17 protein-coding genes and 1 pseudogene are annotated in these 22,424 nt (G+C 66.2%); 10 read left to right on the forward strand and 8 right to left on the reverse strand.

Annotation, left to right across the window (positions count from 1 at the left end; all coding sequences use genetic code 11):
* The first annotated feature begins 156 nt into the window (after positions 1–156).
* The gene (locus APT63_00800) at positions 157–1,485 is read left to right on the forward strand and encodes an MFS transporter (GenBank protein ID AMA44264.1); all 1,329 of its coding nucleotides are present in this window, start codon (positions 157–159) and stop codon (positions 1,483–1,485) included.
* Between the two features lie 23 nt (positions 1,486–1,508).
* Here APT63_00800 and APT63_00805 read toward each other — a convergent pair whose 3' ends face one another.
* The 3 genes and pseudogenes from APT63_00805 to APT63_00815 form a co-directional block, all read right to left on the reverse strand.
* Entirely contained in the window at positions 1,509–1,823 is a 315-nt protein-coding gene (locus tag APT63_00805) for a ribonucleotide reductase (GenBank protein AMA44265.1), read from the reverse strand.
* 70 nt (positions 1,824–1,893) lie between these two features.
* Positions 1,894–3,576 carry a type II secretion system protein E gene (locus tag APT63_00810; GenBank protein ID AMA44266.1) on the reverse strand — a complete coding sequence of 561 codons (1,683 nt, stop codon included), beginning with the start codon at positions 3,574–3,576 and terminating at the stop codon, positions 1,894–1,896.
* Positions 3,577–3,705: 129 nt separating this feature from the next.
* Positions 3,706–3,984, reverse strand: a pseudogene (locus APT63_00815) (hypothetical protein).
* Positions 3,985–4,111: 127 nt separating this feature from the next.
* Between APT63_00815 and APT63_00820 the strand changes: the two are divergent.
* Positions 4,112–4,588, forward strand: coding sequence for an AsnC family transcriptional regulator (locus APT63_00820; protein ID AMA47755.1), 477 nt, complete (start codon positions 4,112–4,114; stop codon positions 4,586–4,588).
* On the opposite strand, the gene APT63_00825 is transcribed toward APT63_00820, so the two are convergent.
* Positions 4,585–5,949 (reverse strand): adenylate cyclase, encoded by a 1,365-nt coding sequence (locus APT63_00825; protein AMA44267.1) that lies wholly within the window; start codon positions 5,947–5,949, stop codon positions 4,585–4,587. The genes APT63_00820 and APT63_00825 overlap by 4 nt on opposite strands.
* Before the next feature lie 167 nt (positions 5,950–6,116).
* Between APT63_00825 and APT63_00830 the strand changes: the two genes are divergently transcribed.
* The 5 genes from APT63_00830 (at position 6,117) to APT63_00850 (ending at position 13,357) form a co-directional block, all read left to right on the forward strand.
* A complete protein-coding gene (locus APT63_00830; protein AMA44268.1) occupies positions 6,117–7,259 on the forward strand; it encodes an acetylornithine deacetylase in 1,143 nt (380 codons plus the stop codon).
* 120 nt (positions 7,260–7,379) lie between these two features.
* Entirely contained in the window at positions 7,380–8,678 is a 1,299-nt protein-coding gene (locus APT63_00835) for an N-acetylglutamate synthase (GenBank protein ID AMA44269.1), read from the forward strand.
* Between the two features lie 217 nt (positions 8,679–8,895).
* Entirely contained in the window at positions 8,896–10,338 is a 1,443-nt protein-coding gene (gene gabD, locus APT63_00840; protein ID AMA44270.1) for an NAD-dependent succinate-semialdehyde dehydrogenase, read from the forward strand.
* 182 nt (positions 10,339–10,520) lie between these two features.
* Positions 10,521–11,801 (forward strand): 4-aminobutyrate aminotransferase, encoded by a 1,281-nt coding sequence (locus APT63_00845; GenBank protein ID AMA44271.1) that lies wholly within the window; start codon positions 10,521–10,523, stop codon positions 11,799–11,801.
* A gap of 224 nt (positions 11,802–12,025) precedes the next feature.
* Positions 12,026–13,357, forward strand: a complete 1,332-nt coding sequence (locus APT63_00850) for a histidine kinase (GenBank protein AMA44272.1) — start codon at positions 12,026–12,028, stop codon at positions 13,355–13,357.
* A gap of 38 nt (positions 13,358–13,395) precedes the next feature.
* Here APT63_00850 and APT63_00855 read toward each other — a convergent pair whose 3' ends face one another.
* Entirely contained in the window at positions 13,396–14,379 is a 984-nt protein-coding gene (locus APT63_00855; protein AMA44273.1) for a diguanylate cyclase, read from the reverse strand.
* A 245-nt stretch (positions 14,380–14,624) separates the two neighbouring features.
* On the opposite strand from APT63_00855, the gene APT63_00860 reads away from it, so the two are divergent.
* Positions 14,625–16,520, forward strand: a complete 1,896-nt coding sequence (locus tag APT63_00860; GenBank protein AMA44274.1) for a diguanylate cyclase — start codon at positions 14,625–14,627, stop codon at positions 16,518–16,520.
* A 10-nt stretch (positions 16,521–16,530) separates the two neighbouring features.
* Here APT63_00860 and APT63_00865 read toward each other — a convergent pair whose 3' ends face one another.
* From APT63_00865 to APT63_00875, 3 genes are read right to left on the reverse strand one after another with little or no spacing between them, the layout of a single operon-like run.
* Entirely contained in the window at positions 16,531–17,283 is a 753-nt protein-coding gene (locus tag APT63_00865; protein ID AMA44275.1) for an ectoine/hydroxyectoine ABC transporter ATP-binding protein EhuA, read from the reverse strand.
* Positions 17,280–17,954, reverse strand: coding sequence for an amino acid ABC transporter permease (locus APT63_00870; GenBank protein AMA44276.1), 675 nt, complete (start codon positions 17,952–17,954; stop codon positions 17,280–17,282). The genes APT63_00865 and APT63_00870 overlap by 4 nt, the downstream gene beginning before the upstream one ends.
* Entirely contained in the window at positions 17,951–18,742 is a 792-nt protein-coding gene (locus tag APT63_00875; GenBank protein AMA47756.1) for a cystine transporter subunit, read from the reverse strand. Before APT63_00875 ends, APT63_00870 begins: the two co-directional genes overlap by 4 nt.
* Positions 18,743–18,904: 162 nt before the next feature.
* Between APT63_00875 and APT63_00880 the strand changes: the two genes are divergently transcribed.
* Both APT63_00880 and APT63_00885 read left to right on the forward strand, forming a co-directional pair.
* A complete protein-coding gene (locus APT63_00880) occupies positions 18,905–19,840 on the forward strand; it encodes a serine acetyltransferase (protein ID AMA47757.1) in 936 nt (311 codons plus the stop codon).
* A 236-nt stretch (positions 19,841–20,076) separates the two neighbouring features.
* Positions 20,077–22,077 carry a choline transporter gene (locus APT63_00885; GenBank protein ID AMA44277.1) on the forward strand — a complete coding sequence of 667 codons (2,001 nt, stop codon included), beginning with the start codon at positions 20,077–20,079 and terminating at the stop codon, positions 22,075–22,077.
* Positions 22,078–22,424: the final 347 nt, after the last annotated feature.

The raw sequence follows: 22,424 nt of genomic DNA on the forward strand, positions 1-22,424 counted from the left end.
AAAACGGCATCCAACGGATGGAAAACGTCATCCTGCGGCGCCGTCGATTCCGGTCCTGGTGGCATGTCGTCATTCCCATCGACGCTGTCGTTCTCGAGCACGCGGTCAGGCCACTCGGACCCTAAGGTCCGAAGCCAGCCATCAGGAGCACCACCCATGCACATGAGCGCAGACCCCCAGCAGCACGCCGCCCGACCCACCCCCGCGACAGGCATTTCCATCGATGACGCACCCCTCAACCTGCTGGTCGTGCTGGTGGCCATCAGCGCCTTCGGCGGCATCATCGTCGACGGCTACATCCTGGGGGTGATCGGCGCGGCCATCACACCGGCCGCGACCGAGCTGAGCCTGTCACCGCTGAGCCAGGGCCTGATCGCCGCCAGCGCGCTGATCGGCATCTTCGTCAGCGGGCTGGTGTTCGGCCGCGTCGCCGACCGCTTCGGCCGCAAGCGGGTGTTCTTCTGGAACCTGGTGGGTTTCATCGGCGTCTCGCTGGCGCAGCTGTTCGTGGTCGGCACCTGGGACCTGGTGGCCCTGCGCATGCTGCTGGGCCTGCTGATCGGTGTGGAGTACGCGGTCGGCACGTCGCTGCTGGCCGAGTTCGCGCCACGCCGGCACCGCAGCCTGTTGCTGGGCAGCATCGCGCTGTTCTGGTTCGTGGGGTTCGTCGCGGCGTTCTTCGTCGGGCATTTCTGGGCGCCTGAAGCCTGGCGCGGCCTGCTCGCCAGCAGTGCGATCCCGGCCCTGGTGACGTTGCTCATTCGCTTCGCCATCCCGGAGTCGCCGCGCTGGCTGCAAAGCCGTGGACGCGAGCAGGAAGCCCTGGCCATCGTGCACCGCCGCTACGGGCCTGAGTATGGCCTGCCCAGCGTGAAGCAGGTGCAGGGCGAAACGACGTTGCGGCAGTTCTTCGTCGAGAACGACTGGCGCCGGGTGCTGTACGCCGGGCTGTTCTGGTTCTGTCAGGTCGGTCCGATGTTCGCCATCTTCACCTTCATCCTGCCCGTCCTGGACAGCCTGGGGGTGAACGACGGGTTTACCACCGATCTGCAGATGAACGGGGTGCAGATCCTCGGCGCCTTGCTGGGGCTGTGGTGGCTGTCCAAGGTGTCACGGCGCACGTTCGTCATCTCCACCTTCGCGGCCATGTTCGCCTTGCTGCTGGTGCTCGGGCTCTGGGGCAACCCGCCGCCGCTGGCGTCGCTGGTGCTGTTCGGCGTGTTCGTGCTGGTGATCACCGGGTCGAACAACATCCAGTACGTGTATCCACCGGAGATGTTCGAGACCCGTTTTCGCAGCACCGGCGTCGGGTTCGCGGCGGCATTCAGCCGGATCGGTGCGGCCGGGGCGACCTACCTGCTACCGGTCACCCTGCAGCACCTGGGGATTTCCATGACGTTGCTGATCGCCTCGATCTTCCCCTTGGTCGGGCTGGTCACGTCGCTGTGGTGGGCGCCGCAGACCAAGCACCTCGGGTTGGACTGAGGCGATTCAGGCGCGCGCGTGGCTCATGGCCGCGCCGTGCCGCTGGCCAGGATCGCACTGGCCAGTTCCATGTCGCTGGCCTGCAGCCCGGGCTGCTCGGCGCGCACCCGGTGCAAGGCCGCTTCCAGATAGGGGCCGCGGATCGCGCCCTGACTGGCGACGTAGCTGCCGGCATCGTCACGGGCGGCGGCGACCAGCTTGTGATCCCTGGAGGTCAGGTAGGTCGAGGCCGTGGTCGCGCCCGACGAGAGCACGTCGCGCCAGAAGCCGTCGGCCATGGCCGAACCGATGGGCAGGGCGAGCAGGGCAGCAGCGGCGATCGTTGTTTTCAGACGCATGGGGTCACCTTGGCAAGGCATGGAGGAATGCCCCTTCGAGCGCGCCCGAGGCATCAAGTTCCCCACCTGCTCAGGCCTCGTCGCAGACACGCCGGACCTCCTCGGCACAGGTCAATCCGCGCGCGACCTTGTCCTGGCCGCTGCGGCGCAGGCTCCACAGGCCTTCACGCTCGGCCTGTTGTCGCAACGCCGTCAGGTCGCCGTGTGGCGTCAGCGCCTGGCGTGTCCCGTCGGTCATCACCAGCAGTTCGAACAACCCGGTGCGACCCTGGCAGGCCGTGCCTCGGCAGGTCGGGCAGGTGCCTTGGGCGTGCGTCCCCGTACCGTGGCACGCCGGGCACGGCGCACGCACCAGGCGCTGCGCCATGACGCCCAGCAACGTGGCCTTGATCAGGTAGTCGGCGACGCCCAGGTCGCGCAACCGCGCAATCGCACTGCAGGCATCGTTGGTGTGCAGCGTGGACAGCACCAGGTGGCCGGTCAGGGCTGCCTGCACCGCCACCTGCGCCGTGCTGGCATCACGAATCTCGCCGATCATCAGGATGTCGGGGTCCTGGCGCAGCAGCGCGCGCACGCCTGCGGCGAAATCCAGGTCCAGGTGAGGCTGGACCTGCAACTGGTTGAACGCCGGGTCCAGCCGCTCGATCGGGTCTTCGATGGTGCACAGGTTGACCGTCGGCCCGGCCAGCCATGCCAAGCTCGCGTACAACGTGCTGGTCTTGCCCGAGCCGGTGGGGCCCGTCACCAGCAGCAGACCGTGAGGGCGCCGCAGCAGCCGTTGCCAGCGCGCCAGCATCTCGCCTTCCAGGCCCAGCCCGAACAGGCCTTGCTGGAGCTGCAAGGCGTCGAACAGGCGCAGCACCAGCTTTTCGCCAAACGGTGTGGGCAGCGTCGACAGGCGCAGCTCCACGTCGCCACCGTTGGGCAGTCGGGTGCGCAGGCGACCATCCTGCGGCCGACGTTTCTCTGCCACGTTCATGCGCGCCAGGTGTTTCAGGCGGCTGGTCAGCGCCAGGGCGATGCCGCCTGGGAAGGTGTAGACCGGGTGCAGCAGGCCGTCGATCCGATAGCGCAAGTGGGCCTGGTCCTGACGCGGTTCCAGGTGAATATCGCTGGCTCGCTGCTCGATGGCGTACTGCAGCACCCAGTCGACGATGTGCACCACGTGCGTGTCCTGGGCGCTGCCGTCGCTTGGTCCTTGGCCCAGGGCAAGCAGATGCTCGAGTTCCACCAGGTCGGTGGTCGGGCGCTGGTGGGCACCCTGGACCGATGCGGCCAGGCGAAACAGGGTCTGACCCAGCTGCCGCAACTGCCGCGGGCAGGCCAGTACGCGGCGGACCGGACGGCCGAGACCCTGGGCCAGGTCGGCCTCCCAGTCGCGACGGTAGGGCTGGGCGCTGGCGATGGTCACGCCGGTCTCGTCCGCTGCCACGGGCAGGATGCCGTGGCGCTGGGCGAAGCCTGGCGAGATCAGCCCGGTGATGTGGGCCAGGTCCAGCTGCAAAGGGTCGAGCCGCAGGTACGGTTGCCCGACCTGATCGGCCAGCCACTGGCCCAGACGCTCGAGATCCCAGGTCCGGCCGGGGTGCAGGGCATCCTCGAAAGCAAAGGTCGCGAGGTGTTCGAGCGGGTGGTCGGTGACCACCGGGCTTTCGCGGGCCTGGGCAGCCTGTGCGGGGGTGAGCCGTGCGGTGTCGACCAGGCGGTCGAGCAGGCGATGCAGGTCGAGCGAGCCGTCGTCCGGTGTGTACATGAGGGGCATCCTTGCCGAGTCATCGATGGTCCTGGCAAGGCTAGCGGTTCAGGCATGTTCCAGCGCGGCACAATCGTTACCGTGTCTTGCGTCCTGTACGCAGGCCTCGGTCAGCAACGGCTGGCAACGCACGCTGGCGTCCTCGACGCAGATCAGGTTGCGGATCTTGCGGGCGATCAACTGCGCCCGTGGCGCCGCCAGTCCGCTCACGGCGATTTCCATGTCCAGCAGGTCGCCGCGCTGACGCACGTGCAGCTCGTGGGGCATCAGCGACTGCAAGGCAAACAGGTTCAGCACCCGACAGACGCTGTCGGACTCGGCCTCGGCGCTGAGCCAGTAGCGGACTTCCGCGGGGGCAGGGTGGGCGTCGAAAGCGTGTTGGGCGACAAGACGTTCAGGGTGGGACATGGCAGGCGCTCCAGGACAGATGACGCATTTTCCCATTCCGGTTCGGACAATGCTTCGCTCATGGTGCTCGAAAAAAGGCTGGAGGCGCATGATACTGGTCGTCTACTTGCCTATTCGAGAAACGATCATGCACAGTGAGTTGGACGCCTACGACCGGCGCATTCTGGCGTTGCTGCAAGAGGACGCTTCGCTGTCCAGCGCGCAACTGGCCGAACGGGTGGGGCTGTCGCAGTCACCCTGCTGGCGCCGGGTGCAGCGATTGAAGGAAGAAGGGGTCATCCGGGGGCAGGTGACCCTGCTCGATCGCAAGAAGGTCGGCCTGAACACGCAGATCTTCGCCGAGGTCAAGCTCAACGCCCATGGACGCTCCAACTTCGCCGAGTTCACCGAGGCGATCCGCGGCTTCCCCGAAGTGCTGGAGTGTCATGTGCTGATGGGGTCGGTGGACTTCATGCTGCGGATCGTCACCCCGGACATCGAAGCCTACGAGCGGTTCTTCTTCGAGAAGCTGTCCAATGTGCCGGGGATCCAGGAGGTCAACTCGATCGTGGCCTTGTCCGAAATTAAGTCCACGACCTGCCTGCCGTTGACGGCCAGGGCTTAGCCGACCAGCTGCTTCCAGGCCCGGCTCTGGTTGATCACGTGGGTCAGTTCGACACGGGCGGCCAGCACCTCTTCGCCCAGCGGCTGGTTGGCCAACTGGTGCAGCTTGACCAAGTCACCGTACAGGCGATCCACCTGCGGCACCTCGAGCACCTGGCGCGCGTGGTGCAGCCAGGCCAGCAGACGTTCGATGCGCGGCAGCTGTTCGGCCAGGTCCTCGGGCTGCTGGTTGTAGCGTGGCAGTTGCAGGTCGAGGGCTTCGGCGCCCAGCTGGTGCGCCAGCCAGTTGCCCAGTTGCGCACCGCCCTGACGCTCGCCACGCTTGTTGCGCTCCACGGTCCAGGCACGTGCCGTCAACCAGCGCGCGGTCTCCAGAGAGAACTGCCCCCAGCGCGTCTCCAGCAGCTCGTCGGCGAACTGCTCGGGCGCCGCGCGGCGGACGTCCTCGTCCTCGTTGCCGGCCAGCACCAGCGGGCGCCAGTCTTCGAGCAGCGCGTCGAGGCGGGCGCGCAGGGTGTGGGTGGTGACGCGGGGCGCGGCCTGGCCCAGGGTGGTGACCAGGGCGCGCAGCTCGCCCAGGCAGTCGCCCCAGTCCTGCAACAGGCGCCAGTGGCCGGTGTGGCGGTACTGCTCGGCCAGGCGCTGGCTGCTGCCCAGCAGTTGCCAGGCCAGGGCGGCGAACGCATCGTCCAGGGTCATGTCGGCGTCCAGCTCGCTGACCGGCAGGTCGAGGGTGTGCTGGTCGGGGTCGAGCAGGCGGTAGCCGCGCTCGGCCTTGCTGATGTCGCAGGGCATCAGTGGCAGGCTGGCGGCCAGCTCGGCAGCCAGCTCGAGCAGCGCCTGCGGGTCGCCTTCGCGCAGCTCCAGCTCCAGCTCGCTGATGGCTTCCTTGTGCTTGCCGACGATCACGAAGCCCTGGTCGAGGGCGGCCTCGATGACCACCTTGCTCTTGCCACGGCCCCAGGCGATGTCCGCGACCTCACGGGTGAAATCGGTGGTGAACAAGGGCTTGATGCGCTTCTTGTCCAGGTCGCGCAGGGCCTCGGGCCAGCAGCTGTCGTCGAGCTTCTTCAGGTCGAGCTTGACCTTCTCCAGCGGCCATTCGTATTCGTTGCGCTCGGACAGGCCGGCCACGCTCTGGCCACGGCATTTGAGCGTCTGGATGATGGCGTCGCCATCGCGACGCAGGCGCAGGGCGACCTTGGCCGCGGCGAGGTCGCGCTCTGGCGTGTCGAAATACTGGTTGAGCAGTTCGCGCGTCTGCCAGCCGGACTTGTTGCGCTTCTTCAGCAGGGGGTGCTCGCGCAGGGCGTCGAGGGTCTCGCGGCTGGCGCGCAGTTTGAGTTCGGTTTCTTTGTGCATCGCGGGGTGATCCAGGCTCAGGGGTGGGTGCCTACATAATTTGCCGGGCATTCGTGCAGGCAAAAGCGCCTCGGCAGACGTGACGAGTGTACAGCAGTCGGCCTTTGACGGTTTATTCCCGGTGCCGGATGGTCCTATGATGGGGGCCGACTCCGAGGAGAACGCGCATGCCCCTGCCGCCGCTCAAAGACCAGTTCGCCGCCTTGATCGCCGCGCCCTCGGTCAGTTGCACCCAGGCCAGCCTGGACCAGTCCAATGCCCCGGTGATCGAGCTGCTGGCCGGCTGGCTGGGCGACCTGGGGTTCGTCTGCGAGATCCAGACCGTCAGCCCGGGCAAGTTCAACCTGCTGGCCAGTCGCGGCACCGGACCCGGCGGGCTGGTACTGGCCGGGCACAGCGACACCGTGCCGTTCGACGAACAGCTGTGGCAGACCGACCCGTTGAAGCTCGAAGAGATCGACGGGCGCTGGGTCGGCCTGGGCAGTTGCGACATGAAGGGCTTCTTCGCCCTGGTGATCGAGGCAGTGCGGCCGTTGCTCGAGCATGACTTCAAGCAACCGCTGCTGATCCTGGCCACGTGCGACGAGGAAAGCTCGATGTCCGGTGCCCGTGCCCTGGCCGACGCCGGGCAGCCGCTGGGCCGTGCCGCCGTGATCGGCGAGCCGACCGGATTGCGCCCGGTGCGCCTGCACAAGGGCATCATGATGGACCGCATCGACATCCTGGGCCGCAGCGGCCATTCGTCCGACCCGAGCCTGGGCCGCAGCGCCATGGAAGCCATGCACGCGGTGATGGGCGAGATGATGGACCTGCGCCGTGAGTGGCAAAAGACCTACCGCAACCCGCAGTTCACCGTGCCGACCCCGACCCTGAACTTCGGCTGCATCCATGGCGGCGACAACCCCAATCGGATCTGCGGCCAATGCGCACTGGAGTTCGACCTGCGCCCGCTGCCCGGCATGGACCCGGAGCCGCTGCGCGCGGCGATCCGGGCCAAGCTGGCGCCACTGGCCGAGCGCCACGACGTGCGCATCGACTACGCGCCGCTGTTCCCCGAGGTGCCGCCGTTCGAGCAGCCGGCCGACAGCGAACTGGTGCTGCTGGCCGAACGACTGACTGGGCATCGTGCCGAAGCCGTGGCCTTCGGCACCGAAGCGCCGTACCTGCAGGCACTGGGCTGCCAGACCCTGGTGCTGGGCCCGGGCGACATCGCCTGCGCTCACCAACCTGGCGAATACCTGGAGGTGTCACGCATCGAGCCGACCGTGCGTCTACTGCGTGAGCTGATCCAGCACTACTGCCTGAATTGACTGCCTACCTCAATCGTTCATGTTTTCAAGGAGACCGCGTGTGATGCCTGACCTGTTCCGACGATGACGTTCCTGTGCCACGCGTCGCCCTTTTTTTCCCCCTTTGCCACAGGCCTTGTCATGCCCGAATACGTCAACTGGTTGCGCCACTCCTCTCCCTACATCAATGCCCACCGCGACTGCACCTTCGTCGTGATGCTGCCGGGCGATGGTGTCGATCATCCCAACTTCGGCAACATCGTCCACGACCTGGTGCTGTTGCACAGCCTGGGCGTGCGCCTGGTGCTGGTGCACGGTTCGCGGCCGCAGATCGAAAGCCGTCTGGCCGCGCGCGGCCTGGCGCCACGCTATCACCATGGCCTGCGCATCACCGACGCGGCCACGCTGGACTGCGTGATCGATGCGGTGGGCCATCTGCGCATCGCCATCGAGGCGCGCCTGTCGATGGACATGGCGTCCTCGCCCATGCAGGGCGCGCGGCTGCGCGTGGCGACCGGCAACCTGGTCACGGCCCGGCCCATCGGCGTGCTCGAAGGCGTCGACTACCACCACACCGGTGAGGTACGTCGGGTCGACCGCAAGGGCATCGGCCGGCTGCTCGACGAGCGCTCCATCGTGCTGCTGTCGCCGCTCGGCTATTCGCCGACCGGGGAGATCTTCAACCTGGCCTGCGAGGACGTCGCTACCCGCGCGGCCATCGAGCTGGGCGCCGACAAGCTGCTGCTGTTCGGTGCCGAGGCCGGCCTGCTCGATGCCCAGGGTCACCTGGTGCGCGAGATCCGGCCCCAGCAGGTGCCTGCGCACCTGGAGCGGCTGGGCAGCGACTACCAGGGCGAGCTGCTCGATGCCGCCGCCGAGGCCTGCAAGGGCGGTGTGGCGCGCAGTCACATCGTCAGCTATGCCGAGAACGGCGCGCTGCTGACCGAACTGTTCACCCGTGACGGCGGCGGCACCCTGGTCGCTCAGGAGCAGTTCGAGATCGTGCGCGAAGCCTCCATCGAGGACGTCGGCGGTCTGCTCGACCTGATCACCCCGCTGGAAGCGCAGGGCATCCTGGTGCGGCGGTCGCGCGAGGTGCTCGAGCGCGAGATCGAACAGTTCAGCGTGGTGGAGCGCGACGGCATGATCATCGCCTGCGCCGCCCTGTACCCGATCGCCGACTCCGAGTGCGGTGAGCTGGCGTGCCTGGCGGTCAACCCGGAGTACCGGCACGGCGGGCGCGGCGACGAGCTGCTCGAGCGCATCGAGACCCGTGCGCGGCAGATGGGCCTCAGAACCCTGTTCGTGCTCACCACGCGCACGGCGCACTGGTTCCGCGAGCGTGGTTTCGCGCCCAGCGAGGTCGAGCGCCTGCCGGCGGCACGTGCTTCGCTGTACAACTACCAGCGAAACTCGAAAATCTTCGAAAAGTCACTCTGACTGGGCAGGAGGCAGGGCCGTTCGTTCTTTTTTTCGAACAGGCTATTGTTCTCCACCTAGCGGACCCTTAGGATTCGTTTGAGATTTCAAACGCCTGATGCCGTGTACCGACCCCGTTCGCCGTACACGGCGCGATGCCCGAAGACCGCCCTGCGGGGCGTTTCCCACCCTCGACCATTCGCTCCGTGCGCGCACGGCGCTGTTAAAGGAAGCCGACATGCAGCTCAAAGACGCTCAGTTGTTCCGCCAGCAAGCCTTCATCAACGGTGAATGGCTGGACGCGGACAACGGCCAGTCCATCCAGGTGACCAACCCGGCCACCGGTGAAGTGATCGGCAGCGTGCCGAAGATGGGCACCGCGGAAACCCGCCGTGCCATCGAAGCGGCCGACAAGGCCCTGCCGGCCTGGCGCGCGCTGACCGCCAAGGAGCGTTCGGCCAAGCTGCGTCGCTGGTTCGAACTGATGATCGAGCACCAGGACGACCTGGCTCGCCTGATGACCACCGAGCAGGGCAAGCCGCTGGCCGAAGCCAAGGGCGAGATCGCCTACGCCGCCTCGTTCATCGAGTGGTTCGCCGAAGAAGCCAAGCGTGTCTATGGCGACACCATTCCGGGCCACCAGGCGGACAAGCGCCTGATCGTGATCAAGCAGCCGATCGGCGTCACCGCAGCCATCACCCCGTGGAACTTCCCGGCAGCGATGATCACCCGTAAAGCCGGCCCGGCCCTGGCCGCAGGCTGCACCATGGTGCTCAAGCCCGCCTCGCAGACCCCGTACTCCGCCCTGGCCCTGGTCGAGCTGGCCACCCGTGCCGGCATCCCGGCCGGCGTGCTGAGCGTGGTGACCGGCAGCGCGGGCGAAGTCGGCGGCGAGCTGACCTCCAACGCCCTGGTGCGCAAGCTGTCCTTCACCGGCTCGACCGAGATCGGTCGCCAGCTGATGCAGGAATGCGCCAAGGACATCAAGAAAGTCTCCCTGGAGCTGGGCGGCAACGCGCCCTTCATCGTGTTCGACGACGCTGACCTGGACAAGGCCGTCGAGGGCGCGATCATCTCCAAGTACCGCAACAACGGTCAGACCTGCGTCTGCGCCAACCGCATCTACGTGCAGGACGGCGTGTACGACGCCTTCGCCGAGAAGCTCAAGGTCGCGGTCGCCAAGCTCAAGATCGGCAACGGTCTGGAAGAGGGCACCACCACCGGCCCGCTGATCGACCATAAGGCCGTGGCCAAGGTCCAGGAGCACATCGAGGACGCCGTTTCCAAGGGCGCTCGCGTGCTGTCCGGCGGCAAGCTGATCGAAGGCAACTTCTTCGAGCCGACCATCTTGGTCGACGTGCCGAAGACCGCTGCCGTGGCCAAGGAAGAGACCTTCGGCCCGCTGGCGCCGCTGTTCCGCTTCCAGGACGAAGCCGAAGTCATCGCCCTGTCCAACGACACCGAGTTCGGCCTGGCCTCGTACTTCTACGCCCGCGACATGAGCCGTGTGTTCCGTGTCGCCGAGGCCCTGGAGTACGGCATGGTCGGCATCAACACCGGCCTGATCTCCAACGAAGTGGCGCCGTTCGGCGGCATCAAGGCCTCGGGCCTGGGTCGCGAAGGTTCCAAGTACGGCATCGAGGACTACCTCGAGATCAAGTACCTGTGCCTGAGCATCTGATCATCGTGTAAGGCTTTACCTCTGCCAGCGAGGCGCGAGAGCGACGTCTCGCTGGTTTTTTTCATACCCGCAGCACCTGGTGGCCAGGGCCCTGCCGCAGTCGATCAACGCATGCTGCCGCAGTCGAATACCAGCCACCCCCGAATGTAAGCGCCACGCTGTTGTGGCGCGATGAGGGCATTATGAGCAAGACCAACGAATCCTTGATGCAGCGCCGTGTCAACGCCGTCCCACGTGGCGTCGGCCAGATCCACCCGATCTTCGTCGACACCGCCGAGAACGCGACCGTGATCGACGTCGAAGGCCGCGAGTTCATCGACTTCGCCGGCGGCATCGCCGTACTGAACACCGGCCACCTGCACCCGAAAGTCGTGGCGGCCGTGCAGAAGCAGCTGACCAAGGTCAGCCACACCTGCTTCCAGGTCCTGGCCTACGAGCCGTACGTGGAGCTGTGCGAGAAGATCAACGCCAAGGTGCCAGGCGACTTCGCCAAGAAGACCCTGCTGGTCACCAGCGGCTCGGAAGCGGTCGAGAACGCCGTCAAGATCGCCCGTGCCGCCACCGGCCGTGCCGGCGTGATCGCCTTCACCGGCGGCTACCACGGCCGTACCATGATGACCCTGGGCCTGACCGGCAAGGTCGTGCCGTACTCGGCCGGCATGGGCCTGATGCCCGGCGGCGTATTCCGTGCACAGTTCCCGAACGAGCTGCACGGCGTCAGCATCGACGAGTCGATCGCCTCGATCGAGCGCATCTTCAAGAACGATGCCGAGCCGCGTGACATCGCTGCCATCATCATCGAGCCCGTGCAGGGCGAGGGCGGCTTCATCACCGCACCGAAGGCCTTCATGGAGCGCCTGCGCGCCCTGTGCGACCAGCATGGCATTCTGCTGATCGCCGACGAAGTGCAGACCGGCGCTGGCCGTACCGGTACCTTCTTCGCCATGGAACAGATGGGCGTCACGCCTGACCTGACCACCTTCGCCAAGTCCATCGCCGGTGGTTTCCCGCTGGCCGGTGTCTGCGGCAAGGCCGAGTACATGGACGCCATCGCTCCAGGCGGCCTGGGCGGCACCTATGCCGGCAGCCCGATCGCCTGCGCCGCGGCCCTGGCCGTGATCGAGGTGTTCGAGGAAGAGAACCTGCTCGAGCGCAGCAAGGCCGTGGGCGAGCACCTGATGGCTGGCCTGCGTCAGATCCAGGACAAGCACCCGATCATCGGTGACGTGCGCGGTCTGGGTTCGATGATCGCCGTCGAAGTCTTCGATGCCAAAGGCTCGCTGACCCCGAACGCTGCCGCCGTCAGCCAGGTCGTGGCCAAGGCCCGCGACAAAGGCCTGATCCTGCTGTCCTGCGGCACCTACGGCAACGTCCTGCGTATCCTGGTACCGCTGACCGCACCGGACGAGCAGCTGGACAAAGGTCTGGCGATCATCGAGGAATGCTTCGCCGAACTGGCGTGATGTAACCTCGAGACGAACGACCCGCCGTGGTGCGGGGTTGCCCTTGTGGCAGCTCCGTCGCCACGGCGGGTTTTTTTGTGCCAGCGTTCCGCGGTATGCCCACCGTTCAGGGGCCTGCGTGTCGATTTTCCTCGCCACCCCTGCCTGGCACGCTATGGTTGTCACAACCACCGTCATCCTGGCGCGCCGAGGTGCGCGTCCGACACGTCGCACAGGAGGTGCCCATGCCTGCCACCCAGACTCATCCACCGTGCGTGCTGATCGCCGAGAGCGACCCGTGGGTGCGCGACCTGCTGCGCGACATGTTGCTCAGCGTACGCTGCGATGCCCGCCTGCACGTGTGTGCCGATGGCGATCAGGCCCTGGCCGCGATGACCCGCCAACCCGACCTGATCATCGCCGCCCGTGAGCTGGCGGGCATCGACGGGCTGGACCTGCTGCGCACCGTACGGACCCGCAGTCGTACGCCTGCCTTGCCCTTCATCCTGTTGAGCAGACGCACCGACCTGGCCAGCGTGCGCGAAGCGTTGCCCTTGCACCCCACGGCCTACCTGAGCAAACCGCTGGACCTGGAGGGGCTGCGCAGGCGGCTCGAGGCACTGCTGCTGGAGGTCGGTCAACAGGTCGCCTGCCCGGTGCCGTTGCTGCAGGAAGGTCTCGATGTCCGCACCTTCCTCACGCAGCAACGCACGACGGCCGAGGGTGCACCGGTGTTTCTCGACCTGCATCAGGTGATCAAGCAGGCGCTGACGCCCCACGGCCTGGACCTCGCGGTCGTGGCGCCGCTCGTGGAGGCCGACCCCCAGACCACCGCCGTGCTGGTGGCGGCCGCCAACAGCGCCTCGCTGCACCGTGAGGCCGGCGTGCAGAGCCTGGCCGAAGCGCTGACCGTGCTGGGCGGCACGCAGAGCATGAACCTCATGCTGGGCATGAGCCTCAAGCGCGGGGTGCGGCTCAGCGACCCTTTGCTGATCCGGTATGCCGAGACCTATCGCCACGCCGCCGTGGCCCTGGCCGAGCAGGCGCGTGCCCTGGCCCGTGCCTTGGCGCTCGAGGAAGGCCCGTGCCAGTGCGCCGGGCTGCTGCATTGCCTGGGTGAGCTGGCGGTGCTGCGCAGCCTTCAGGAATGGCGATTGGGTGGAGGCCCGCTGGAAGACGCGGAGGTGGGACAGGCGCTGCGCGATCAGGGCGCGGCCTTCGGCTCGGCACTGCGGGCCCGGTGGCGCCTGCCGCTGGGCCTGCGTGAACTGATCGCCGCGACCTATCAGCTGGGGGGTGGGGTGTATTCCAGGGCGCTGCTGGTCATGCACCTGGCCCGCGAACTGATCGACGTACCCGCCGAGCACGGGCTGGAGCGGGTCGCCCAGGGGCGCACGGCACGTCTGTTGAAGCTGGAGGCTGCGGCCCTGGAGCGCTTACGTGTCCGCCTCGCGCCGACGCCTGCCTTGCAGGACGCCGCACCTGTCGCCGACGCGCAGGCCCCCTCGGTTCAGACGAAGCCACCGGCGATGACCGTGGACGATCTGCCGGACGATGATACGCCGCTACTGGGGTAGCACGGTTGGCGTCGGGTGGCGCCCAAGTGGGTGTCGTCTCAACCCGTGACGATCTGGTTCTTGCCTTGGCGCTTGGCCTGGTACATGGCCGCATCGGCGCGCGAGAACAGAATGTCCAGGGCCTCGTCGGCTTCGCCAAGACCGGTCAGGCCCTGGCTGATCGTGACGCCGAAAGACCGTTGTCCATGGGTGAAGTGCAGGCGCTGAATCTCACGCTGCAGGCGCTCGGCGATCTGCTCGGCGACCTGCGCCGTGCACCCTGGGAAGACGGCGGCGAATTCCTCGCCCCCGATGCGCCCGAACAGGTCGCCCCGGCGCAGCACCGAGCGGCCGCTGTCGGCCACCCGCTGCAATACCTGGTCGCCCTGCTGGTGACCGTAGCTGTCGTTGATCTGCTTGAAGTCATCGATGTCCAGCAGCAGGAACGCCAAGGGCGAGCCGTCCTGACGGGCCGTTTCGAAGGCCTGGCGTGCGCAATCGAAGAAGTGCCGGCGGTTACTGCTCTGGGTCAGCACGTCGGTGGTCGCCAGACGCTGCAGTTCACCCTCCAAGCGCTTCTTTTCGGTGATGTCCTCCGCAATGCCGACGATGACCGGTCGCTTGCCGCCTTCCTGCTGGCTGATGAAGCACTTGTCGCTGAGCCAGCGCATCTCGCCAGCGCCGTTGATGATGCGGTATTCGCGGTTTTCGACGGCGCCCGTCACCAGCACCTGGGCCAGACTGCTCTCGGCATAGTCCAGGTCATCGGGGTAGACACTGTTGCGCCACTCGTTGAAGTCCGCCATCACCAGGTTCGGTGGTCGCCCGAAGATGCGCCCATAGGCCGGGCTGACGTACAGCACCTGACGGGTTTCCCAGTCCATGGCCCACAGGACCGCATTGACGCTTTCGAGCAACGAACTGAACAGCCGCTCACGCTCGCTCAGGCGCGCGACCTCACCCTGTGCATGCAGCAGGGCCAGCAAAGTCTTGGCGGTTTCGGACTTTGGATCGGGCGAATAAGAAGGGGTGTCATCGACCATGTGCACGAAAAGGGCTCTCGGCGGAGGTGCGCGCGACCCGTGATCGGCCCGCCACGCGGGCTATGGCCGTTTGAGCGGAAAACCGTGACGAAGTTCCGGTTTCACCTGGCTGCGTGCCGACGAACGCGAGGGGCCAGAGACGTGACAGGCCGCACGTATCGGACAAATCCACTGTCACATGGGCAGTCAGGACGACATTCACTCTCTATAATGCCGCATCCTTTTCAGGGGTTCGTCCACCGGTTATGTCTGCTTCACATCGTGACGCCTTGCGCATGGCAGCGCTCTACCTGGCCTTGTCGGTCATCTGGCTGACAGTCTCCGACCAAGTGTTGCGCACGTTCCTGGCCGACCCCGCCAAGCTGGCCGTAGGTCACCAGATCAATGGCCTGCTCTGGGCCCTCCTCAGCGCGCTGCTGATCTTCGTCTCACGTGCCCGTCTGCTCGACTCCATCGGCCTTGGTATGCAGCTGCGCCGCGAAGACCGCGAGCGTCTGCGCATGGCCTCTGCGGTGTTCGACAGCACCCTGGAGGGTGTTCTGGTGACCGACCGACACGGCGTGATCGTGCATGTGAACCGGGCCTTCATGCGCATTACCGGTTACGCCCAGGACGAGGTGCTCGGCCACCGCCCCAGCAAGTTCAAGTCAGGCCGCCATGGCGTGCCTTTCTACCAGGCGATCTATGCGACCCTGGCCGAGAAGGGCGAGTGGAGCGGGGAGATCTGGAACCGTCGCAAGAACGGCGAGATCTATCCTCAATGGCAGACCATCCGGGCCGTGAGCGACGACGACGGCCAGCACAGCCACTACGTGGCGGTCTTCAGCGACATCAGCGCGATCAAGCACTCCGAGCGCGAACTGGCCTACCTGGCCCACCATGATCCGCTGACCGGGCTGGGCAACCGCCTGCTGTTCAGCGACCGGGCCGAGCATGCGCTGGTCGCGGCACAGGCCGAAAAGTGCGGCTGCGCCTTGCTGCTGCTCGACCTCGATCACTTCCAGAGCATCAACGATGGCCTGGGGCACACCACCGGCGACACCTTGCTCAAGCTGGTCGGTGAGCGCCTGACCGAAACGCTGGGCAGCGGTACCACCTTGGCCCGTCTGGGCGGCGACGAGTTCGCCGTGTTGCTGGAAAACTGCCAGCAGCTCGGTCAGGCAGCGACCCTGGCGCAGACCCTGGTGGAGCGCCTGAAGGCGCCTTTCGATTTCGACGAGCATCGGTTGTTCATCAGCGCCAGCATCGGCATCAGCCTCTACCCCAGCGATGCGTCGAGCGCCGAACAGCTGCTGCGCAACGCCGACTCGGCGCTGTTCAAGGCCAAGCGCAACGGGCGTGCCTGCTACGCCCTGTATACCGAGGAACTGACCACCCACGCCCAGCACCGGGTAGAGACGGCAAGCGAGCTGCGCCATGCGCTGGAAAACCATGAACTGCGGGTGTTCTACCAGCCGGTGCATGCCCTGAACGATCTGCGCCGCGTGGGTTTCGAAGCCTTGGTGCGCTGGCAGCACCCGCAGCGGGGCATGGTTTCGCCGGGTGATTTCATTCCCATTGCCGAGCGCATCGGGCTGATCGCCGAGATCGATGCCTGGGTGCTCGACCAGGCTTGTCGGCAGATGGTGCGCTGGCAGGCCGAGGGCCGCGACCTGGCGTTCGTCGCGGTCAATCTGTCCAGTCGGCTGTTCGCCGACCACACGCTCCATCGCCAGGTCGACCGCATCCTGCACCAGACCGGCCTGGCCCCGGCCATGCTCGAGCTGGAGGTGACCGAGAGCGCGATCATGGACGAGCCGGAGGTGGCGCTCGAACAGCTGCACCGCCTGCGCGAGCTGGGGGTCAGGCTGGCCATCGACGACTTCGGCACGGGCTATTCTTCGCTGTTGCGGCTCAAGCGGATGCCGGTGCACAAGCTCAAGATCGACCAGGGCTTCGTCGCCGGGCTGGGTCATGACGATGACGACCGTGCCATCGTCGAGGCCGTCATCGCGTTGGCCCGCAGCCTGGACATGCAGGTGCATGCCGAGGGCATCGAACAGGCCGAGCAGGCGCAGTTCCTGATGCAGCACCAGTGCGAGCTGGGGCAGGGCTACTGGTTCGGCCGGCCGCAGCCGGTGTCGGAGCTGCGCTGGCCTTGAGCGTCAGCGCTCACGCCTGGGTCCCCAGAAACTTGCGCAGGAATTGCCGCGTGCGCTCCTCCCGTGGCGCGGCGAACAGCGCCTTGGCCTCACCCTGCTCGACGATCCTGCCCTGGTCGAAGAACACCACCCGGTGAGCGACGTCGCGGGCGAAGCTCATCTCGTGGGTGACGATGATCAGGGTCCGTCCTTCGTGCGCCAGGTCGCGAATGGTCGCCAGGACTTCGCCGACCAGTTCAGGGTCCAGCGCGGACGTCGGCTCGTCGAACAGGATCACCTGTGGCTCCATGGCCAACGCCCGGGCGATGGCGACGCGTTGCTGCTGGCCGCCGGACAGGCGACGCGGATACGCCTCCTCCTTGCCGGCCAGGCCGACCTTGGCCAGCAGCTGGCGACCCAGCGCCAGGGCCGTGTCCTGCGCCAGCTTGCGTACCACGGTGGGCCCTTCGATGACGTTCTCCAGGGCCGTGCGGTGCGGGAACAAGTTGAAGTTCTGGAACACGAAGCCGACCCGCTGGCGTAGCTGGCGGATGATCCCTTGCTGCGCCTTGAGCGGACGTTCGGCATCGATGTGCAGGTCATCCAGACGGATGCTGCCGGCGTCCGGTGTTTCCAGCAGGTTCAGGCAGCGCAGGAAGGTGGTCTTGCCCGAGCCGCTCGGCCCGATGATGGCGACCACCTCACCGGTCTGCACCGTCAGGTCGATGCCATCGAGCACGGTATGGCCGTTGAAGCGTTTGGTGAGGCGCTCTACCGCGATCATGGCTCAAGCTCCAGGTCATGACGGTTCACCCGCCGCTCGAGGCGATGCTGGACATGGGCCAGCACGCTGGCCAGCACCCAGTAGATCAAGGCGGCCGCCAGGTACATCGTGAAGACTTCGAAGGTGCGTGCGGTGATCAGCTGCGCCTGGCGGAACAATTCGGGCACCTGGATGGTGGCGGCCAGGGCGGTGTCCTTGACCAGTGAGATGAAGCTGTTGCCCAGCGGGGGCAGCGCCGTACGTGCGGCCTGTGGCAGGATCACCCGGCGCATGGCCTGGGCGCGGGTCATGCCGATGCTGGCGGCGGCCTCCCACTGGCCGCGCTCGATCGAGCCGATCGCCGCGCGCAGGATCTCGCAGGCGTAGGCCGCCATGTTCAGCGAAAAGCCGATCAGCGCCGCCGGCAGAGGGTCCAGTTCGAGCCCGACCTGGGGCAGACCGTAATAGATCAGGAACAGCTGCACCAGCAACGGCGTGCCGCGAAAGAACGACACGTAGACCCGCGCCAGCCAGTCGATCGGCCGCACGCGCGACAGTCGCATCAACGCCAGGCCGAAGCCCAGCGCCAGGCCGAAGGTCATGCCGCCGACGCTGAGCACCACGGTGAAGCCGGCGCCCTTGAGCAGGAAGGGCGCCGACTGGACGACCAGTTGCAGGCTGTCGTCGATCATTGCGTCACGTCAGCGCCGAAATACTGCGTCGACAGTCTGGCCAGGGTGCCGTCGGCCTTGAGTGCCGCCAGGGCCTTGTCGATGGCCGCGAGCAGTTCGGGCTCGCCCTTGCGCAGCGCCACGCCGGATTCAAGCCGCGAGAAGGCCTCGCCCGCCAGCACGGTGTCCTTGGCCTTCTGCGCATACTCCAGGGCGGCCAGACGATCGACCAGGATGGCGTCGATGCGCCCGTTGCGCAGGTCGGCGAACTTGCTCGGGTCGTCCTCATAGGTGCGCACGTCGGCCTCCGGAACTTCCGCTCTGAGCCACTGCTCGTAATTGGTGCCAAGGCCCACACCGACTTTCTTGTCGGCCAGGTCCTTGGCCGACCGGATGTTCAACGCCTCGGCCTTGCGCTTCAGGACCAGCGCCTGGATGCCCGACACCGTGTAGGGCGTGGAGAAATCGTACTTCTTGCGGCGCTCTTCGGAGATCGTCACCTGGTTGATGACGACATCCAGGCGTTTGGATTCCAGGGCGGCCAGGATGCCGTCCCACTTGGTGGGCTGGAGCTTGGCTTCGACGCCCAGCTGCTTGGCGATGGCCTTGGCCAGCTCGACCTCGAAACCGGCCAGCGCGCCATTCTCGTCCACGAAGCTGAACGGCGGGTAGGTACCCTCCAGGCCGACCCGAAGTTCGCCGCGCTGCTCGACCGCTGCCAGCGCCTCGCCGGCTTGGGCCTGGCCGACGACAGCGGTGCCGATGAGCAAGGCCAGACTGGCACGGATCAACGGTTGGGTGAATCGCATCATGGTACGGCTCCAGGCATGACAGGAAGGGACGTGTAGAAGGGTAGGCGAAGATTGCCGAACCGTCGGAACGACGCGAGCGATCCCCGTGAACAGCCATTGGCAAAGGTGCGAAGCGGCGCGCCGTTTCTTGAAAACCTGACCGCTGATGAGGACATCACCGTGAGCGACAATCCAGTAACCGAGCTGTGGCACCTGCAGCAGATCGTCGGCGAATTGCGCGGCGCCCGTGCCCAGTGGCGTGCCAGCAATGGCCGTAGCAGCGCAGAGCGGGGCGGGCGTCAGCTGCCTTCGCGCGATGCCATGGCCCAGATCCTCGAGCAGTTGCGCGGGGCGCTGTTTCCCATGCGCCTGGGACCGGTCGACCTGCGCGAGGAAAGCGAGGACTACTACGTGGGCCACACGCTCGACAGCGCATTGACGGCGCTGCTGGCCCAGGCGCGGCTGGAGCTGCGCTACGCCGCACGCCAGGACAAGGCCGAACTGGCGGCGGCAGATGCCCGTGCCCTGGCGGTGGTCCAGGACTTCGCGGCGGCCTTGCCCGGCCTGCGCGTGCTGCTCGATACCGACGTGCTGGCGGCCTACCACGGCGATCCGGCGGCGCGCAGCGTGGACGAGGTGCTGCTGTGCTATCCCGGTATCCTGGCGGTCATCCACCACCGTCTGGCGCACCACCTGTACCAGGCCGGTCTGCCCCTGTTGGCGCGCATCAGCTCGGAGCTGGCGCACTCGGCCACCGGGATCGACATCCACCCGGGCGCGCAGATCGGCCCCAGCTTCTTCATCGACCATGGCACCGGCGTGGTGATCGGCGAGACGGCCGTCATCGGCCAGCATGTGCGGATCTACCAGGCGGTGACGCTGGGGGCCAAGCGCTTCCCGGCCGACGAGTCGGGGCAGTTGCAGAAAGGCCACGCGCGCCATCCCATCGTCGAGGACGAGGTGGTGATCTATGCCGGCGCGACCATTCTCGGGCGTATCACCATCGGCCAGGGTTCGACCATCGGCGGTAACGTCTGGTTGACCCGTAGCGTGCCGGCCTACAGCAACATCACCCAGGCCAACCTGCAACTCGACTGTCAGGACAAGCAGGTTTGAACGAGCCTGGCAGAAAGCCATGTCCGGCCGTCATACGCCGCCCCGAGACGCGCTCGCACGCTGTCATGGCGCGGCCCCGCCTGTCATGGCCAGTTCGCATTGGCACACGATCCATGTTTAACTTGAACGCTTGTTCAACTAAAAACGCTGGTCCGTTGCCGGTGTTCACCCGGAGGTTTCCCTTTGCTGAACCCGTTCGATCCATATTCACGTTTCCATAACGAGGTGCACCGTCCATGAGTGCACCCACTGGCCTTGCACACGACAACGTCCGCATGAACCCCCCGGTGTTCTGGTTCGCGGCAAGTTTCATCCTGCTCTTCGGTCTGATCGTCATCCTCAATCCGCAAACCGCGGGTGAATGGCTGCTGGCCGCGCAGAACTGGGCGGCCAACACGGTCGGCTGGTACTACATGCTGGCGATGACCCTGTACCTGGTCTTCGTGGTGGTCACCGCCTTGTCCGGCTACGGCAAGATCAAGCTCGGTGCCGACCACGACGAACCCGAGTTCAGTTACCTGTCCTGGGCCGGCATGCTGTTCGCCGCCGGCATCAGCATCACTTTGTTCTTCTTCTGCGTGTCGGAACCGCTGACGCACATGCTGCAACCGCCGCAAGGCGAGGGCGGCACGGTGGAGGCCGGGCGCCAGGCGATGCAGCTGCTGTTCCTGCACTGGGGCCTGCATGGCTGGGGCGTGTTCGCGTTCGTCGGCATGGCGCTGGCGTACTTCGCCTACCGGCACAACCTGCCCCTGGCACTGCGCTCGGCGCTGTACCCGCTGATCGGCAAGCGCATCAACGGGCCGATCGGCTACGCGGTGGATGGCTTCGGCATCATCGCCACGGTATTCGGCCTGGGTGCTGACCTGGGCTTTGGCGTGTTGCACCTGAACGCCGGCCTGGACTACCTGTTCGGCATCAGCCACAGCCAGTGGGTGCAGGTCGGGTTGATCGTGGTGATGGTCGGCGCGGCCGTGGCCGTGGCGGTCGCCGGGGTGGAAAAGGGCGTGCGGGTGATGTCCGACATCAACATGTTCCTGGCCTGCGCACTGTTGCTGTTCGTGCTCTTTGCCGGCCCGACCCAGCACCTGTTCAACACCCTGATCCAGAACCTGGGCGACTACCTGGGCGCCTTGCCGAGCAAGAGCTTCGACGTGTACGCCTACAGCGAGAACCGTGACTGGCTGGGTGGCTGGACCGTGTTCTACTGGGCCTGGTGGATTGCCTGGGCACCCTTCGTCGGGCTGTTCATCGCCCGTATCTCCCGTGGCCGCACCATTCGCGAGTTCGTCTTCGGCGTGTTGCTGATCCCCCTGGGCTTCACCCTGGCGTGGATGTCGATCTTCGGCAACAGCGCCATCTACCAGGTGCTCAACCATGGCCTGACCGCGCTGGGCCAGTCGGCCCTGCAGGACCCGTCCATGAGCCTGTACCTGCTGCTGGAGACGTACCCCTGGAGCAAGACGGTGATCGCTGTGACGGTGTTCATCAGCTTCGTGTTCTTCGTGACCTCGGCCGACTCCGGCACCGTGGTGCTGTCGACCTTGTCGGCCAAGGGCGGCAGCCCGGACGAAGACGGCCCCAACTGGCTGCGCATCTTCTGGGGCGCGATGACCGCGCTGATCACCAGCAGCCTGCTGTTCGCCGGCAGCATCGACTCGTTGAAGTCGGCGGTGGTGCTGACGTCGCTGCCGTTCTCGCTGATCCTGCTGTGCATGATGTGGGGGCTGCAGAAGGCGTTCTACCTGGAGTCGCAACGCCGCATCGCCCAGACCCATTCGCTGGCACCGTTCGCCGTGACTCGCCGTGGACGCGGAGGCTGGCGCCAGCGCCTGAGCCAGGCCGTGCACTTCCCGTCCCGTGACGAGGTCTACCGGTTCATGGACGACGTGGTGCGCCCGGCCATTGGCGAGGTGACCGAGGTGTTCGAGCAGAAGGGCTTGAGCCTGATCACCCAGGACGACCCAAGCCATGACAACGTCAGCCTGAAGATCGGCCATGGCGAAGAGCAGCCGTTCATCTACCAGGTGCAGATGCGCGGGTACTTCACGCCCTCGTTCGCCCTGGGCGGGATCGGCAGCCAGGAGCTCAAGAACCGTCGCTACTACCGCGCCGAGGTTCACCTGAGCGAAGGCAGCCAGGATTACGACCTAGTCGGCTACAGCAAGGAGCAGATCATCAACGACATCCTCGACCAGTACGAACGGCACATGCAGTTCCTGCACATGGTGAGGTAAAGGCCGACAGCGGGTTTCACCACCTGTGAAACCCGCTCCCACAAGCTGCTTGCGCAGCCATGCCCGGACCGAAGGCTGTAGAGGTCTGGGTGGGAGCTGGCTTGCCAGCGATAGGGCCCTGCCAGGCGCCGCCTGCGTCGACCTGTCAGATCGGTGACCCATCCTCATCCGCCAGACCGCATAGCTTCCAGCCCCACGGCCTGTGCAGCATCTTCCTCCTCACCGACGAACGGTCAGTCATTTCACATTCCTTTCATCCGACGAATGCGTCCTTCCTGCTGATTTCTAGCGACTTGTATCGCCGACTGCTATACCTTTCCCTCGCGAATGCCCCACGGTTATTCCAT

The sequence above is a fragment of the Pseudomonas monteilii genome (assembly GCA_001534745.1).
In the GTDB taxonomy this organism is placed as follows: Bacteria; Pseudomonadota; Gammaproteobacteria; order Pseudomonadales; family Pseudomonadaceae; genus Aquipseudomonas; species Aquipseudomonas alabamensis.

Coding starts and splice junctions, on each gene's coding strand:
- APT63_00860 (AMA44274.1), top strand. CDS start 14,625: ATGTCTGCTTCACATCGTGACGCCTTGCGCATGGCAGCGCTCTACCTG.
- gabD (AMA44270.1), top strand. CDS start 8,896: ATGCAGCTCAAAGACGCTCAGTTGTTCCGCCAGCAAGCCTTCATCAAC.
- APT63_00825 (AMA44267.1), bottom strand. CDS start 5,949: ATGCACAAAGAAACCGAACTCAAACTGCGCGCCAGCCGCGAGACCCTC.
- APT63_00885 (AMA44277.1), top strand. CDS start 20,077: ATGAGTGCACCCACTGGCCTTGCACACGACAACGTCCGCATGAACCCC.
- APT63_00830 (AMA44268.1), top strand. CDS start 6,117: ATGCCCCTGCCGCCGCTCAAAGACCAGTTCGCCGCCTTGATCGCCGCG.
- APT63_00870 (AMA44276.1), bottom strand. CDS start 17,954: ATGATCGACGACAGCCTGCAACTGGTCGTCCAGTCGGCGCCCTTCCTG.
- APT63_00820 (AMA47755.1), top strand. CDS start 4,112: ATGCACAGTGAGTTGGACGCCTACGACCGGCGCATTCTGGCGTTGCTG.
- APT63_00810 (AMA44266.1), bottom strand. CDS start 3,576: ATGTACACACCGGACGACGGCTCGCTCGACCTGCATCGCCTGCTCGAC.
- APT63_00865 (AMA44275.1), bottom strand. CDS start 17,283: ATGATCGCGGTAGAGCGCCTCACCAAACGCTTCAACGGCCATACCGTG.
- APT63_00805 (AMA44265.1), bottom strand. CDS start 1,823: ATGCGTCTGAAAACAACGATCGCCGCTGCTGCCCTGCTCGCCCTGCCC.
- APT63_00875 (AMA47756.1), bottom strand. CDS start 18,742: ATGCGATTCACCCAACCGTTGATCCGTGCCAGTCTGGCCTTGCTCATC.
- APT63_00835 (AMA44269.1), top strand. CDS start 7,380: ATGCCCGAATACGTCAACTGGTTGCGCCACTCCTCTCCCTACATCAAT.
- APT63_00845 (AMA44271.1), top strand. CDS start 10,521: ATGAGCAAGACCAACGAATCCTTGATGCAGCGCCGTGTCAACGCCGTC.
- APT63_00850 (AMA44272.1), top strand. CDS start 12,026: ATGCCTGCCACCCAGACTCATCCACCGTGCGTGCTGATCGCCGAGAGC.
- APT63_00800 (AMA44264.1), top strand. CDS start 157: ATGCACATGAGCGCAGACCCCCAGCAGCACGCCGCCCGACCCACCCCC.
- APT63_00855 (AMA44273.1), bottom strand. CDS start 14,379: ATGGTCGATGACACCCCTTCTTATTCGCCCGATCCAAAGTCCGAAACC.